Source organism: Dactylosporangium salmoneum (genome assembly GCF_039532525.1).
In the GTDB taxonomy this organism is placed as follows: domain Bacteria; phylum Actinomycetota; class Actinomycetes; order Mycobacteriales; family Micromonosporaceae; genus Dactylosporangium; species Dactylosporangium salmoneum.
This window is the reverse complement of sequence record NZ_BAAARV010000058.1, coordinates 101,127-114,576: the sequence shown is the minus strand read 5'-3', so window position 1 is coordinate 114,576 and position 13,450 is coordinate 101,127. Positions and strand designations below refer to the sequence as shown.

The following is a 13,450-nucleotide window of genomic DNA, read 5'->3' as shown; positions in this document are numbered from 1 at the left end:
AGTGCGACCTTACTTGAGGGTGACCTTCGCGCCCTCGGCCTCGAGCTTGGCCTTGGCCTTGTCGGCGGCCTCCTTGTTGGCCTTCTCGAGGACGGCCTTCGGGGCGGCCTCGACGAGGTCCTTGGCCTCCTTGAGGCCCAGGCCGGTCAGCTCGCGCACGACCTTGATGACCTGGATCTTCTTGCCGCCGTCACCCTCGAGGATGACGTCGAACTCGCTCTGCTCTTCCTTCTCCTCGACCGCAGCGGCCGGGCCGCCCGCGGCGGCGATCGCGACGGGCGCGGCCGCGGTGACCTGGAAGACGTCCTCGAACTCCTTCACGAACTCGGAGAGCTCGATCAGGGTCATCTCCTTGAAGGCCTCGAGGAGCTCGGTGTTGCTCAGCTTCGCCATGCTGGCGTTCCTTTCGAAAAGATTGGTTGATTCGACGGGCGGCGACTACTCGGCCGCGCCGCCGGATTCCTCTGCGCGCTTGTCCGCGAGCGCCTGGACGGTCCGGGCCGCCTTCGACAGCGGGGCCTGGAACAGCGCCGCGGCCTTGCTCAGGTTCGCCTTCATGGCGCCGGCCAGCTTGGCCAGCAGTACCTCGCGGGACTCCAGGTCGGCCAGGCGACGGACCTCGTCCGCGCTGATGGCCTTGCCCTCGAAAACGCCGCCCTTGATGATCAGCAGCGGGTGGGCCTTCGCGAACTCGCGAAGCCCCTTGGCCGCCTCGACCGGGTCGCCGCCGACGAAGGCGAGCGCGGTAGGACCGGAGAACAAATCGTCGAGCCCGCTGATGCCAGCATCCGTCGCGGCACGCTTCGCGAGCGTGTTCTTCGCGACGGCGTACGTGGTCTCGCGGCCCAGGCTGCGGCGCAGGGTCTTGAGCTGCGCCACGGTAAGGCCGCGGTACTCGGTCAGCACGGTGGCCGTGGAGCCCCGGAACTTGTCGGTCAGCTCCGCAACCGCGGTGGCCTTGTCGTCTCGAACCGGCTTGTCCGCCATGTCCCTCCTCTCTCGTTGCTTCGGGGTGCTGGACGGCCCCGGCAATGAAAAACGCCCCGGGCGCAGGGGCGCACGGAGCGGAGAGGACGGCACGCGGTGGCGCCGGCGATCACAGCTGTAGCACGGCCCTGCGCGGGTCGCCCGCATTGCGGCGGGACCTTCGATGTCCGCTCACGCGGACATGACCAGCGGTCTTCGGGTTTCAGTGGAAAAGAGTACGTGACGGTCTCGCCGCCGCCAAATCAGGCCCGATCTTTTCGGATTCGCCCGTATCCGGCCACCGCGATCGCGGTCCACGCCACGCCCCACAAGGTCGTGACGGCGATGGCCGGCAGGTGGGCGCCGCCGACCGTGTCGCGGGCCGCGCGCATCACCGGCGGGGCCAGCCACGGCACCGGGAAGCTCTTGAGGCCGAAGATGACGGCGAAGACGATGCCGGAGACCAGCACGGCCACCCCGCGCCCGGTCTGCATGGTCACCGCGCGGCTGGCCAGGGCGCCGAGGGCCACGGCGGGCAGCAGGAGCAGCAGGTGGGCCCAGATGCCGAGGGCCATGCCGACGTACAGCGGCGGATCCCCGGCCCTCGGGGTGGTGACGCCGCCGACGAGCCACGGCAGTACCAGCGCGATCAGGACCAGCGGCAGGCCCGCTACGGCCGCCGCGAGCAGGCCGGCCGCGATCTCCTTGGCGGCCCCGCCGACCGCGACCCGGCCGAGGCGGCGCTGCACGTCCGGCTCGACGTCGAGCAGGAGCTTGCTCTGCCAGGCGAGCACCACGAACAGGATGGCGGCGGAGACCCCGTAGGCCTCGCCGGCCTGCGCCTGGCCGCCGCCGTAGAGCACCGAGAGCACGACCAGGGCGGCCAGCAGCGGGGCGATCGCCCGGCCGGTCTGCACGAAGCCGGCCAGCCGCATGCGGATGAGCGCGATCACGACAGGGGGACCTCATCCCGTACCGTCAACACGTCGAAGCCCGCCGAGCGCAGGCGCGCGACCGTCTCGTGCGCCTCGGCCGCGTCGACGGCGAGCTCGATCACCTTCTTCGCCGCGGGCCGCTCCCCCGCGTGCACCTGGCCGTCGCGGACGTGCCAGCGGCGGGCGCCGGGCAGCCGGGCGACCTCGCCCAGATGGTCGCTGACCAGGACCGAACCGCCGCGCGCGACGACCTCGGCGACGATCGCCGGCACCTGCTCGCGGGTCTGCGCGTCCAGGCCCTCCCAGGGCTCGTCGAGGACCAGCAGGCCGGGCGGGGCGAGCAACGCCTGGACGAGGCCGACCTTCTGGGCCGAGCCCTTCGACAGCCGGCCGAGCCGGACGTCGAGGAAGTGCTCGAAGTGCAGCCGGCGCGCCCAGTGCTCGATCTCCGCGGTGCCGTCCAGGCCGCGAATGGCCGCCGTGTGCCGCAGGTGGGTACGGGCGGTGAAGGGCTGATCCGCCGGAAAGCGCTCGGGCACCCAGCCGACCACCTCGGGCCGTTCGGCGATGAGGCCCTTGGCTGGTCGCAGTACACCAGCGGCCAGCTGCAGCAGGGTGGACTTGCCGGAGCCGTTGGGCCCGGCCACGACCGCCGTCTCGCCCGGCTCCAGGGTCAGGTCAACGCCGCGCAGCGTCCAGGGCGCGCGACGGTCGTAGCGGAACCACACGTCCTGGAAACGCACCGGGACAGCGTGCCATAGACACGCTGTCCCGGGTGGTACCGCTTTGCTGTGCTTTTGCTGAGTGCTTTCGCTACTCGGCGGCGGTGGTGACGCTGTCGTCCTCGAGGAGGTTGCGCGTCTTGTTCGGGTCGACCGGGATGCCCGGGCCCATGGTGGTGGTGATGAAGACCTTCTTGAGGTACTTGCCCTTGGCGGCCGAGGGCTTGGCCCGGTTGACCTCGTCCAGCACCGCGGCGTAGTTCTCCACCAGCTGCTCATCGGTGAAGCTGGCCTTGCCGATGATCAGGTGCAGGTTGGAGTGCTTGTCGACGCGGTAGGTGATCTTGCCACCCTTGATCTCGTTGACCGCCTTGGTGACGTCCATGGTCACCGTGCCCGTCTTCGGGTTCGGCATCAGGCCGCGCGGGCCCAGGATCCGCGCGATCCGGCCGATCTTGGCCATCTGGTCGGGCGTGGCGATCGCCGCGTCGAAGTCCAGCCAGCCTTCCTGGATCCGGGCGACCAGCTCGTCGGTGCCCACGGCGTCGGCGCCGGCGGCCTCGGCCTCGGCGGCCTTCGCGCCCTGCGCGAAGACGATGACGCGGGCGGTCTTGCCGGTGCCGTGCGGCAGGTTGACCGTGCCCCGGACCATCTGGTCGGCCTTACGCGGGTCGACGCCCAGGCGCATGGCCACCTCGACGGTGGGGTCGAACTTCACGGTCGTGGTCTGCCGGGCCAGCTTGATGGCGGCCAGCGGGGCGTACAGCGCGTTGCGGTCGACGAGGTCGACCGACTTGCGGTAGTTCTTGCCGTGCTGCGGCATGGTGCTCGTTCTCCTGTGGTCTAGAGTCGGACGCCTTTGGCGTCCTCCCACTGTGTTGTTGCGGTGCTTCAGTCCTTGACGACGATGCCCATGGAGCGGGCGGTGCCGGCGATGATCTTCTCGGCCTGCTCGATGTCGTTCGCGTTCAGGTCGGCCATCTTCTTCTCGGCGACCTCGCGGAGCTGGGCCTTGGTGATCGAGCCGACCTTGTCCTTCTGCGGCACGCCCGAGCCCTTGGGCACGCCGGCGGCCTTCAGCAGGAGGCGGGCGGCCGGCGGGGTCTTGAGGATGAACGTGAACGTCCGGTCCTCGTAGACGCTGATCTGCGCCGGGATGATGTCACCGCGCTGGGACTCCGTCTGGGCGTTGTACGCCTTGACGAACTCCATGATGTTCACACCGTGCTGACCGAGGGCGGGACCGACCGGCGGAGCCGGGGTGGCCTGGCCGCCGGGCAACTGAAGCGTGAAGGTCTTGACGAGCTTCTTCTTCGGAGGCATGGCTGCTTTCGTCTTCCTGGGCTGGAATCTTGGTTGTGCGCTTATGTCTTTGCGCACGAAAGAGCGTCCGGCACTTTGGCCGGACGCTCTAGCGTACCGCAGTGGTTTTAGATCTTCGTGACCTGGTTGAAGTTGAGCTCCACCGGGGTCTCACGACCGAAGATCGAGACCAGCACCTTGAGCTTCTGCTGGTCCGCGTTGATCTCGCTGATGGTCGCCTGCAGCGACGCGAAGGCGCCGTCGGTGACGGTGACCGAGTCGCCGACCTCGAAGTCGAGGACCTTGACCTCGGGCTTGCCGGCCTTCTTGCCCTCCGCCTGCACGACGGGGGCCAGCCACTTGAGCACCTCATCCAGGGAGAGCGGCGCCGGGCGGTCGGCGCGGTCGGTCGCCCCGACGAAGCCCGTCACGCCCGGCGTGTTGCGCACGCAGGAGTAGGACTCCGGGGTCAGCTCCATCCGGACGAGGATGTAGCCGGGGAAGACCTTGTTCTGCACCTGAGTGCGCTTGCCGTTCTTGATCTCGACCTCTTCGCGGGTCGGCACCTCGACCTGGTAGATGAACTCTTCCATGTCGAGGCTCGTGATCCGGGTCTCGAGGTTGGTCTTGACCTTGTTCTCGTAGCCGGCGTAGGAGTGCACGACGAACCAGTCACCGGGCGCGAAACGCAGTGCGGCACGCAACTCGGCGACGGGGTCCTCGGCGTCGGACGTCACCGGCGGGGTGGCGGCCGTCATCACCGTCGACGCCGCTTCCTCGTGCTGCTCGTCGTCGGTTCCGGGCGTCTCGTCGAATTCCTGCACGCTGCTCACTTCCGTCTGTCTGTCTTCGCCGACGCTGTCCTGTTCAGCGTAGCCCGGAGCGCTGTGCCGCCTGCTGGCCGTTGGCCTTCTCAGCCGGTGCTGGCCCTTCCGGGCCCCCGGGCTTCGTCGGCCTTTCCCGGCCTTCCTGAGGCGGCGTCGGCCTTTCCCGGCCTTTCTGGGGCGGCGTCGGCCTTCCCTCGGGCGGCGTCGGCCTTCCCTCGGTCGGCGTCGGCCTTCCCTCGGTCGGCGTCGGCGTTATCGCAAGGCCTGGCGGCCTTACGAGTCAGCGTTGCCGTTACCGAAGGACCAGAGGACGAGCTTGGCGAAGCCGAAGTCGAGGCCACCGACGATGGCCAGCATGATGATGACGAACACCACCACGACGAGCGTGTAGGTGCTCAGCTCCTTGCGGGTCGGCCAGATTACTTTACGCAGCTCGGCGACAACCTCGCGGATGAAGTTGATGAGCCGCACAAAGATGTTGTTGGAGCCGCCCTCTTTGACCTTGGTCTGCTTGGCGTCCTTGACCTTGAGGTCCTTGGACTTCGCCTTGACCTTGCCGTTCTTGCTCGCGGCCGCGTCCTCGAGGTCGTCTTCGTCCTCGAGGTCATCCGCCGTGTCGAGGCTGTCCAGCTCCTCGGCGAACTCTTCCTCGATGGCGGCGTCCTCGGCGGTGAGCTCCTCTTCACGGCGATCGTCGGCGGGGTTGGTCCCGCGTCGCCTGCGTTCGGCCACTTTCGCCCTCTTCCGTGATCTCGCGAGTGCTCGGTCCGTGTCGGCCGGCAGCAAGACCCCGGGCCTGCGACGACCCGTCGACCACCGGTTCGGGCCCGATCGTCGGGCCACCGGCGAGAGCCGGCGGCACGCGGTCGAGCCAACCGTGACCGCTCGGTCGACGTCCCGACCTCTCGGTCGGGCACCAGACCCAGGTCAGGCCTTCGGCGCAGGGGCGACAGGACTCGAACCTGCAACCTGCGGTTTTGGAGACCGCTGCGCTACCAATTGCGCCACACCCCTTTGTGAAGAGGGCAACGTTGAGTTGCTCACCCCACGGCGGACCAGTGTACGGGTTGGAGGCGGGATATCCCAACCACCCCCCTCCACTGGTTCTGTCATTCGTTCCGGGACTCGCCCCGAACCAGTGCCTTGGCCGCCCCCAGGATCTTCTCTCCCTGGCAGGTAGCCGTCACGTCGATCTGTGCGACCCCGTCGTCCAGGAGCTTCTTCACCACTCCGCTGACCACGATCTCGGTGCCCTTGTCGTCGTCGGGCACGATCACCGGGTTGGCGAAGCGGGTGGAAAATTCCACGATCGAGGCGGTGCCGCCGACCCAGCATGCCACGGCCTGGGCCGCCAGGCCCATGGTGAGCATGCCGTGGGCGATGACCCCGGGCAGGCCCACGCCGGTCGCCTGACGGTCGCTCCAGTGGATCGGGTTGAAGTCCCCTGAGGCGCCCGCGTAGCGCACCAGATCGGCGCGGGTGACCCGGAACGTCTGGGCCGGGAATTCGGTGCCTGGCTGCATCTCAGCCCTCCCCACGGATCACGAGCCGGGTCCAGATGGTCACCACGAGCTCACCCTCGACGGTCGACACCTCGTGCCGGGTGGTCAGGAACGCGTGCCCCGCCCGGCTGCTGATCTCCTCGACGGCCATCACCACGACCAGGTGGTCGCCGGCGACGATCGGCCGCTCGTAGCGGAACGTCTGCCCGCCGTGGACGACCCGGCTGTAGTCCAGGCCGAAGGTGGGGTCGTCGACGAGCTGCTGACCGGCGTTCTGACTCAGGATGATCGCGAACGTCGGCGGGGCGATCACGTCGCGGTACCCCTTGGCCCGGGCCTCGGCGAGGTCGCGGTGCACGGGGTCGGCGGCGCGGACCGCGTCCGCGAACTCGCGGATCTTCTCCCGCCCCACCTCGTAGGGAGGGGTCGGCGGGTACACCCGGCCCATGAACGACTGATCCAGCGGCATGGCATGGAATTTACCCGGAGCGCAAGAATGCCCCGGCCTCAGGCCGGGGCATTCTTCGTGCTGGAAAATCGGGTGACGACTACCGGGTCTCGCGGTGGACGGTGTGCTTGCCGTCGCGCGGGCAGAACTTCTTCAGCTCGATGCGGTCCGGGTCGTTGCGCCGGTTCTTCTTCGTGATGTAGTTGCGCTCTTTGCACTCCGTGCACGCCAGCGTGATCTTCGGACGAACGTCGGTCGCCTTGGCCATGGCGAAGTGCCTTCCTTCAGAGCGTTCAAGTTTGGGGCGGAAATCAGATCCAGCGAACCATCATAGCGGCTCACACAGATGGACGCCCAACCGGGCGTCCCCTTGGTGCTTCTGTAGCGGTGGCCGGACTTGAACCGGCGACACAGCGATTATGAGCCGCTTGCTCTGCCATCTGAGCTACACCGCCGCGGCGGACTCGATGTCTCAAGCCCGGTCTCGAGCCCCCTTACGGAATCGAACCGTAGACCTTCTCCTTACCATGGAGACGCTCTGCCGACTGAGCTAAGGGGGCGCATCGTCTTCGTTCCCGAACACGCGCCCGCTAAGCGTACACGGCCCTTGGCCAGGCACGAAATCGACTTAGCCATTTTGGGGTTTTCCCAGCTCAGCTGGCTTGGACACCTACTGCCAGGCTACCCACTCCGGTGGGTTACCGAGCCCGGGCAGCTCGCGCTGACGGCACCGCCCGCCGCGGTCTGGGCCTGCAGCCCAGCTCAGCTCAGCTGGATCGCGCTACGGGACGGCCCGCAGCCAGCGGACCTCGCCCGCCGGCGCCTGGGCCGGATCGGCCGCGGTCTGGACCCGCAGCTCAGCTCGGCTAGCTCGCGCTACGGGACGGCCCGCAGCCAGCGGACCTCGCCCGCCGGGGCCTGGGCCGGGTCCGCCGCGGTCTGGACCTGCAGCCAGGACTCGAAGCGCTCGTACGGCAGCGGGCGGCTGAACAGGAAGCCCTGCCCCATGTCGCAGTGCATCTCCTCGAGCAGCCCGAGGGTCAGCTCGCTCTCCACGCCCTCGGCCACGACGTCGAGGTTGAAGTTGCGGGCCATGTCCACGATCGTGCGCACGATCGCCAGGTCGCCCGGCGACGTCGCCATGCCCTGCACGAAGGTGCGGTCGATCTTGACCTCCTGCACCGGCAGCCGGCTGAGGTCGGCGAAGGACGAGCGCCCGGCGCCGAAGTCGTCGACCGACAGCCGCACCCCGAGGTCGCGCAGCCGGTCCAGGGTGGGCAGCGCCCGCCCGCCGGTGAGCAGCCCCTCGTCCTCGGAGATCTCCAGGATGAGCCGGTCCGCCGGCACCCCGTGCTCCTCCAGAAGCTCGGCGATCTGCAGCGGCAGGTCCGCGTCGCCCAATGTGCGGGCCGACAGGTTGACCGCGACGGCGAGCGGCCGCCCGGCGTCGGCCCACTGGCGTGCCCGGCGGATGCCCTCCTGCAGGACGACCCCGTTGAGCCTGGCCAGCTGCCCGGTGTGCTCGGCGACGGCCACGAAGTCGGGCGGGGCGACCTGGCCGTGCACCGGATGCTCCCAGCGGGCCAGGCACTCGACCCCGACCAGCCGGCGGTCGGTGAGGGCGACCTTCGGCTGGAAGTACACCTCCAGCTCCCCGTTGGCCAGCGCCGTGCGCAGGTCGGCGGCGAGCCCGACCCGCCGCACCGCGCGGGACTGCAGCCCGGCGTTGAAGACCTGGACGATCCCCCGCGACTTGGCCACGTGCGTGGCGACGTGGGCCCGCTGCAGCAGTTCCTCGGGCTGGGCGCCGTGTTCGGGGTACACCGCCACGCCGACGTTCGTGTCCATGTCGATCGTGAGCGAGTCGATCACCATCGGGTCGCGCAGCCCGGCCCGCAGCGTCCCCGCCACCGTCACGGCCGCCTCGGCGCTCGCGGTGCGCAGCTCGATCGCGAACTCGTCGTCGCCGACCCGGGCGACCAGCGCCCCCTGCGGGGCCAACGCCTTGAGCCGGTGCGCGACCTCGACGAGCACCTTGTCCCCGGCGGCGTGCCCGAGCGAGTCGTTGACCTCCCGCAGGGCCACCACGTCGAACAGCAGCACGGCGACGACCTCGCGCGCGCTGCGCCCGCTCATCGCCTCGCCGAGGCCCTCGAGCATGCGCCGGCGGTTCGCCAGGCCGGTCAGAGAGTCATGATCCGCGTCGTACTGCAGCCGGTCCACCAACCGGCTGTTCTCCACGGCCACGCCCACGTGTGCGGCGAGCGTCTCCACCAGCCGCACGTCGTCGGAGCCGAAGGTGGGCCCGCCGCCGAGCTTCCCGGCCACTTCCAGCGCGCCGATCGAGACGCCGCTGGAACGCAGCGGCACGACGATGATGTCCTTGACGCCGGCCTCGTGCAGCGTCGCGCGCAGGTCCAGCGGCCCCATCTTGGGACCGGCGGCCACGGTCGCGCCGGTGCGCAGCGCCAGCTTGCGGAAGATGTCCGGGGTGGGCACGCTGTCGAGCAGCCCGGGGTAGTCGAACCGCGCGGACAGCAGCACCTCTTGGTGGCGCCCCTGCGAGGGCAGCCACAAGGTCGCCGAATCCGCGGCCATAAGAGCGCGGATCCGCCCGAGCAGGACGTCGGGCAGCGTGCCGTCATGATGGGTGGCGCCGACCTGCCTGGTCAGCTCGTACATCTCGGCAAGGCTCTTGTGCTGGCGCAGGAACTGGGAGTAGGCGCGGTACACGAACACCAGCACCATCACGAGCGCCACGATCAGCACGATGCCCCACCGGCTGGCCTGCAGCGTGAGCACCATGATCAGCCCGACCACGCTGTTGACGCCGGCCACCGTCAGCGCCGTGATAGCCATCCGCGACAGCACCGGCAGCAGCAGGACCCCCTGCACCACCGAGACCACGGAGCCGACGCCGATCAGAGTGATCAGGTTGTTGGCGTAGATCGCAAGCGTGAGGACGAACCAGGTCCACGGCTCGTCGCCGTGGCCGGGATGCAGGGTCACGACGACCAGCACCGCCGCCGCCATGCCGGCGAAGAAGCTGGCAAGGTTGAACGCGGCCTTGTGCCATCCCATGCGGGTCGTGATGAGCCAGATCGCGGCCGCGGTGAGCCGGACTCCGAGCGCCACGAGCGGCGGGAGGTAGAACAGCATGAGCACGACCGCTGCGTCGTTCATGTGGACGGTCACCGCCTGCCGGCGGATCTCGAAGCGCAACGGTGTGTAGACGGTCAGAATCGCAACGCCGAGCAGGATCGGCGCGTACTGCAAGTGATAGCCGACGTGCCAGGCATCCTTGGAAAGGATTACCGGCAGCGATAACAGCAGGCCCACTAGGAGCAGGGGGCTGGTGATCAGCCAGGCGTGCTTCTCCGGGCGGCTTACCGGAGCCTTAGGAGCGGGCACGTCTTCCCCAATCGACCCGGCACGGCCCAGCGCAGAATCTCATGCCCGAGCGACTTCCCGACCGGCGAGCGCGATCTGCCTGCCGTCAGTCCCAGGCGAAGTCCTCGGTCACGTACATCGGAGGCGCGGCCGGCGCGACGGCTGCGCAGCTCTCCGAGACGAGCTGCATGTGAACGGCGAGCTGCCGCTGATCGCTGGCGTGCGCGACCGCGGAGCTTAACCCGAGGGCCACCGCACTCGCACCGACAGTCACCACCAGCCGGGCTATCCACCGACCAAACATCTTGTCGCCCATCTGTTGCTCCCATGCGATCGTGGTGACACCGGAGGTCGGGTTACCCACGATCGTGCCACAAACCACGCCGGGTCCAACAGTACGGCGCCGACGATGACGCGGCCTCAGAGAAGAATCGACCATTCGGCCGATTTCAACGCCGCCGGACCGGCTATATCGGAGATCCACCCCGTGTCGCGTGCAACTTTTCCGCCATGCCAGCGGTCCCCCATCCCGCGCATGGGCCGCCCCGTTCGGCAGCACGACGCGCACTGGCTGTCACGTTACTGCTGCGACCCCGTGCGTGATGCCCAAGACCGACTCGCCACCCGCGCGTGGACGGAGTGATCGTCCACCCACGCCGGCAAGAACTGCTCTCACGTTCGCCGGTGCTCGCTCGGGCCTAACGAGTGATGCATTCCGACCCGTTAATTCCGTTCCGTACAAACAGCGCGTGTCGCCCGAGCTTTTCCCGATTCCTCCCGGGTTGTCGTCACGCCTGGTTCTCAGCATGTGCGAAAAGGTCCCCATGTCGCGTGGACGCACCCATCGACGTCTCCCCACAGCATGCGCACAGTCGGCCCGGTCACACCCCGTAAGGTCGCGTGCCCGACATCCGTGTCCGCCGCGAGGACCCGGACGGCGCCCGACGAGGCTCGCCGCACACTCTCTTTGAACGTCGCGCCGCGTTGGCGGACCGCCCACGGTCCCGGCCCGGCCACTCCGGTTCCGCTTCCCTGCCTCGGCTCCGCCTCCCTGGTCGTAGCCCCGAGCTCCCTGGTCGTAGCCCCGAGCTCCCTGGTCGTAGCCCCGAGGTTCGAGGTTCGAGGTTCGCATTAGCCGCTGAACCCGCCTGCAGCCGCTGAACCCGCCTGCGCCAGCCCTCCAGATCGGCAATCCAGCCGACTCGGTTCAACTGAGGCCCGGTTCGGCTGGCCGCGCCGAACCGGGCCATCACCTCGATCAGCCCGAGCTGACTCGGAGTGGCCGGCCATCGCGCTACAGACCGGCCCGGCGTCGTCAGCTCGCCTGGAGTTCGTTCTGTGCGACCTTGCCCCCGTGCCGCGAGCTCGACCGCGGCGCCCGCCGGCGGCCGGCGGCCTTGCGGATCTCGCGCCAGCCCCCATCGGGGTCGACGACGGCGGACTCGATCCAGCCGACCGCCTCCAGCTCGGAGCCGAACGTCCGGGTCCGCACCCTGCCCTCCGGGCCGCCGCGGCGGAGTTCGACCTGCCAGCGGCCGTCGGCCGCATTGCGTGCGAAGACGTCGCGGCGCGTCAGCCGCGACCAGGAGCCGTTCCACCACCGTCGCTCGTTCATGGGTACATCTTAGAACGGGTGTACGACAATTTTTGGTCCAGCCGAGCCCAGCCACCCGGTCGGGTGCGGTGCTAGTTTTCGAACGTGGAGCTTCCGGGCAAGGGCCTCGTCAAGGGGCTGGCCGTCACGCTGGGCACGATGACCAAGCGTGCGCACACCCAGCAGTACCCGGACGTCGAGCCGGACCTGCCACCCCGCTCGCGCGGCGTCATCGCGCTGCTCGAAGAGAACTGCACGGTCTGCATGCTCTGCGCGCGGGAGTGCCCGGACTGGTGTATCTACATCGACTCCCACAAGGAAGAGGTCGTGGTCCCGGGGGCGGCTCGCCCGCGCCAGCGCAACGTCCTCGACCGGTTCGCGATCGACTTTTCCCTCTGCATGTACTGCGGGATCTGCGTCGAAGTCTGTCCGTTCGACGCCCTGCACTGGTCGCCCGAGTTCGAGTACGCCGAGCACGACATCCGCGACCTGCTGCACGAGAAGGAGCGGCTCGAGGAGTGGGTGCCGACGGTGCCTGCGCCGCCCGCGCACGACCCCAACGGCGAGCCCGCCAAGGAGCAGACGGCCGTGACCAAGCGCGCCGCCCGCGAGGCCGGCTGAGCGTCCAGCACGCTGCGTAGCCCCGCGTAACCCTCAGCAATTTCGCCCGAGGTCCATTGGCCCGACGGTCGATTCCTGTCGTACCCGAGTGGCAGGATGTCGGCCATGAGGTTGGGGGAGCGATGACCGTAGCTGACGTGCTGACACTGGCGCTCGGCGCCGTGGCGGTGGGCGCCGGCCTGCTGGTCGTGACCACCCGGCACGTCGTGCGGGCCGGGCTCTGGCTCGTCGTCGCCCTCGGCGCGATCGCCGGCCTCTATCTGGTGCTCACCGCCGAACTCGTCGCCTGGGTCCAGGTGCTCGTCTATGTCGGCGCCGTGGTCGTGCTCCTTCTCTTCGCGGTCATGCTGACCCGCGCCCCGATCGGGGCCAGCGACGACCTGGACCGGACCCGCTGGCCCGGCGCGCTGGTCGGGGCGGGCGCCGGGGCCGGCCTGGCCGCGCTGTTCATCGACGCGTTCCGGTGGACGCGGGTCGACCTGCCCGAGCCCGGCACCGCGGAGCGGCTCGGCGCCGCACTCTTCCGCACCTGGGTGCTGCCGTTCGAGCTGGTCTCGGTGCTCCTCCTGGCCGCGCTGGTCGGCGCGATCGTGGTGTCCCGGCCCGACATCGGCGCGGGACCGGCCCAGCGGAGGCGTGGCTGATGCACCCGACGCTCCCATTCACGATCGCGGCCCTGTTGTTCGGCATCGGGGTGTACGGCGTACTGGTCCGCCGCAACGCCGTGCTCCTGCTGATGGCCGTCGAGCTGATGCTCAACGCGGTCAACCTGATCTTCGTGACGGCCGACGCGTCGATCCGCGCCGCCGTGCCGCGCGCCGGGCAGTCGTTCGCGCTGTTCGTCATCGTGCTGGCCGCGGCGGAGATCGGCGTCGGCCTGGCCTTGATCCTGCAGCTGTACCGCCTGCGGCGCACCGTCGCCGTCGACGACCTCCCGCTGGCCGACGCCGCATCGCCGGACGCCGGGGCCAAGCCCGACGACCCGTCCGGTCCTGGCAGGCCCATCTCCCCGCCGGGCCCGCCCGGGCCGACAGAACCGGGCGAGCAGGCGGGGTCCGGCGGGCGGGCCGCGGCAGGTAATGGGGCGGGCAATACGGCCACTGCCGCCGGCGAGGCGGCTCCGGATGGGGCGGGGGTGGCGGA

General features: G+C 69.3%; 15 protein-coding genes, 3 tRNA genes and 2 pseudogenes. 3 read left to right on the top strand and 17 right to left on the bottom strand.

What is annotated here, in order from left to right; all coding sequences use genetic code 11:
* Positions 1-9: 9 nt before the first annotated feature.
* From rplL to ABD352_RS30510, 17 genes are all read right to left on the bottom strand, one after another.
* Positions 10-393 carry a 50S ribosomal protein L7/L12 gene (gene rplL / locus ABD352_RS30590; RefSeq protein ID WP_344615978.1) on the bottom strand — a complete coding sequence of 128 codons (384 nt, stop codon included), beginning with the start codon at positions 391-393 and terminating at the stop codon, positions 10-12.
* Between the two features lie 45 nt (positions 394-438).
* Positions 439-987 carry a 50S ribosomal protein L10 gene (rplJ, locus tag ABD352_RS30585; protein ID WP_344615977.1) on the bottom strand — a complete coding sequence of 183 codons (549 nt, stop codon included), beginning with the start codon at positions 985-987 and terminating at the stop codon, positions 439-441.
* A 242-nt stretch (positions 988-1,229) separates the two neighbouring features.
* Positions 1,230-1,919 carry a hypothetical protein gene (locus ABD352_RS30580; RefSeq protein ID WP_344615976.1) on the bottom strand — a complete coding sequence of 230 codons (690 nt, stop codon included), beginning with the start codon at positions 1,917-1,919 and terminating at the stop codon, positions 1,230-1,232.
* Positions 1,916-2,644, bottom strand: coding sequence for an ATP-binding cassette domain-containing protein (locus ABD352_RS30575; protein ID WP_344615975.1), 729 nt, complete (start codon positions 2,642-2,644; stop codon positions 1,916-1,918). Before ABD352_RS30575 ends, ABD352_RS30580 begins: the two co-directional genes overlap by 4 nt.
* Before the next feature lie 70 nt (positions 2,645-2,714).
* Positions 2,715-3,446 (bottom strand): 50S ribosomal protein L1, encoded by a 732-nt coding sequence (rplA, locus tag ABD352_RS30570; protein WP_344615974.1) that lies wholly within the window; start codon positions 3,444-3,446, stop codon positions 2,715-2,717.
* A 68-nt stretch (positions 3,447-3,514) separates the two neighbouring features.
* A complete protein-coding gene (gene rplK, locus ABD352_RS30565) occupies positions 3,515-3,946 on the bottom strand; it encodes a 50S ribosomal protein L11 (RefSeq protein WP_033357679.1) in 432 nt (143 codons plus the stop codon).
* A gap of 107 nt (positions 3,947-4,053) precedes the next feature.
* Entirely contained in the window at positions 4,054-4,749 is a 696-nt protein-coding gene (gene nusG / locus ABD352_RS30560) for a transcription termination/antitermination protein NusG (RefSeq protein WP_425553696.1), read from the bottom strand.
* Between the two features lie 276 nt (positions 4,750-5,025).
* Complete coding sequence (gene secE / locus ABD352_RS30555; RefSeq protein WP_344615973.1) at positions 5,026-5,484, bottom strand: preprotein translocase subunit SecE; 459 nt, start codon at positions 5,482-5,484, stop codon at positions 5,026-5,028.
* Between the two features lie 209 nt (positions 5,485-5,693).
* Positions 5,694-5,766, bottom strand: a tRNA-Trp gene (locus tag ABD352_RS30550).
* 95 nt (positions 5,767-5,861) lie between these two features.
* Positions 5,862-6,275 carry a MaoC family dehydratase gene (locus ABD352_RS30545; RefSeq protein ID WP_344615972.1) on the bottom strand — a complete coding sequence of 138 codons (414 nt, stop codon included), beginning with the start codon at positions 6,273-6,275 and terminating at the stop codon, positions 5,862-5,864.
* A gap of 1 nt (position 6,276) precedes the next feature.
* Positions 6,277-6,723 (bottom strand): FAS1-like dehydratase domain-containing protein, encoded by a 447-nt coding sequence (locus ABD352_RS30540; RefSeq protein ID WP_344615971.1) that lies wholly within the window; start codon positions 6,721-6,723, stop codon positions 6,277-6,279.
* A gap of 79 nt (positions 6,724-6,802) precedes the next feature.
* Positions 6,803-6,970, bottom strand: coding sequence for a 50S ribosomal protein L33 (rpmG, locus tag ABD352_RS30535; RefSeq protein ID WP_033357682.1), 168 nt, complete (start codon positions 6,968-6,970; stop codon positions 6,803-6,805).
* Between the two features lie 114 nt (positions 6,971-7,084).
* Positions 7,085-7,157, bottom strand: a tRNA-Met gene (locus tag ABD352_RS30530).
* Positions 7,158-7,189: 32 nt separating this feature from the next.
* Positions 7,190-7,262: transfer RNA gene (locus tag ABD352_RS30525), tRNA-Thr, on the bottom strand.
* A 316-nt stretch (positions 7,263-7,578) separates the two neighbouring features.
* The gene (locus ABD352_RS30520) at positions 7,579-10,113 is read right to left on the bottom strand and encodes a putative bifunctional diguanylate cyclase/phosphodiesterase (RefSeq protein ID WP_425553694.1); all 2,535 of its coding nucleotides are present in this window, start codon (positions 10,111-10,113) and stop codon (positions 7,579-7,581) included.
* An 85-nt stretch (positions 10,114-10,198) separates the two neighbouring features.
* On the bottom strand, positions 10,199-10,408 hold the full coding sequence (locus ABD352_RS30515; protein WP_344615969.1) for a hypothetical protein: 210 nt from the start codon (positions 10,406-10,408) through the stop codon (positions 10,199-10,201).
* A 999-nt stretch (positions 10,409-11,407) separates the two neighbouring features.
* Positions 11,408-11,707, bottom strand: a complete 300-nt coding sequence (locus ABD352_RS30510; RefSeq protein WP_344615968.1) for a hypothetical protein — start codon at positions 11,705-11,707, stop codon at positions 11,408-11,410.
* An 84-nt stretch (positions 11,708-11,791) separates the two neighbouring features.
* On the opposite strand from ABD352_RS30510, the pseudogene ABD352_RS30505 reads away from it, so the two are divergent.
* The 3 genes and pseudogenes from ABD352_RS30505 to nuoK all read left to right on the top strand — a co-directional run.
* A pseudogene (locus ABD352_RS30505) lies at positions 11,792-12,416 on the top strand (NuoI/complex I 23 kDa subunit family protein).
* 13 nt (positions 12,417-12,429) lie between these two features.
* The gene (locus ABD352_RS30500) at positions 12,430-12,951 is read left to right on the top strand and encodes an NADH-quinone oxidoreductase subunit J family protein (protein ID WP_344615967.1); all 522 of its coding nucleotides are present in this window, start codon (positions 12,430-12,432) and stop codon (positions 12,949-12,951) included.
* Positions 12,951-13,325: pseudogene (nuoK, locus tag ABD352_RS30495) on the top strand (NADH-quinone oxidoreductase subunit NuoK); the annotation flags it as partial. The gene ABD352_RS30500 and the pseudogene nuoK, both read left to right, overlap by 1 nt.
* Positions 13,326-13,450 lie beyond the last annotated feature (125 nt).

Excerpts from the sequence above, each read along its gene's own strand:
- rplL (WP_344615978.1), bottom strand. The coding sequence starts at position 393 with ATGGCGAAGCTGAGCAACACCGAGCTCCTCGAGGCCTTCAAGGAGATG.
- rplJ (WP_344615977.1), bottom strand. The coding sequence starts at position 987 with ATGGCGGACAAGCCGGTTCGAGACGACAAGGCCACCGCGGTTGCGGAG.
- rplA (WP_344615974.1), bottom strand. The coding sequence starts at position 3,446 with ATGCCGCAGCACGGCAAGAACTACCGCAAGTCGGTCGACCTCGTCGAC.
- rplK (WP_033357679.1), bottom strand. The coding sequence starts at position 3,946 with ATGCCTCCGAAGAAGAAGCTCGTCAAGACCTTCACGCTTCAGTTGCCC.
- ABD352_RS30545 (WP_344615972.1), bottom strand. The coding sequence starts at position 6,275 with ATGCAGCCAGGCACCGAATTCCCGGCCCAGACGTTCCGGGTCACCCGC.
- ABD352_RS30540 (WP_344615971.1), bottom strand. The coding sequence starts at position 6,723 with ATGCCGCTGGATCAGTCGTTCATGGGCCGGGTGTACCCGCCGACCCCT.
- rpmG (WP_033357682.1), bottom strand. The coding sequence starts at position 6,970 with ATGGCCAAGGCGACCGACGTTCGTCCGAAGATCACGCTGGCGTGCACG.
- ABD352_RS30515 (WP_344615969.1), bottom strand. The coding sequence starts at position 10,408 with ATGGGCGACAAGATGTTTGGTCGGTGGATAGCCCGGCTGGTGGTGACT.
- ABD352_RS30510 (WP_344615968.1), bottom strand. The coding sequence starts at position 11,707 with ATGAACGAGCGACGGTGGTGGAACGGCTCCTGGTCGCGGCTGACGCGC.
- ABD352_RS30500 (WP_344615967.1), top strand. The coding sequence starts at position 12,430 with ATGACCGTAGCTGACGTGCTGACACTGGCGCTCGGCGCCGTGGCGGTG.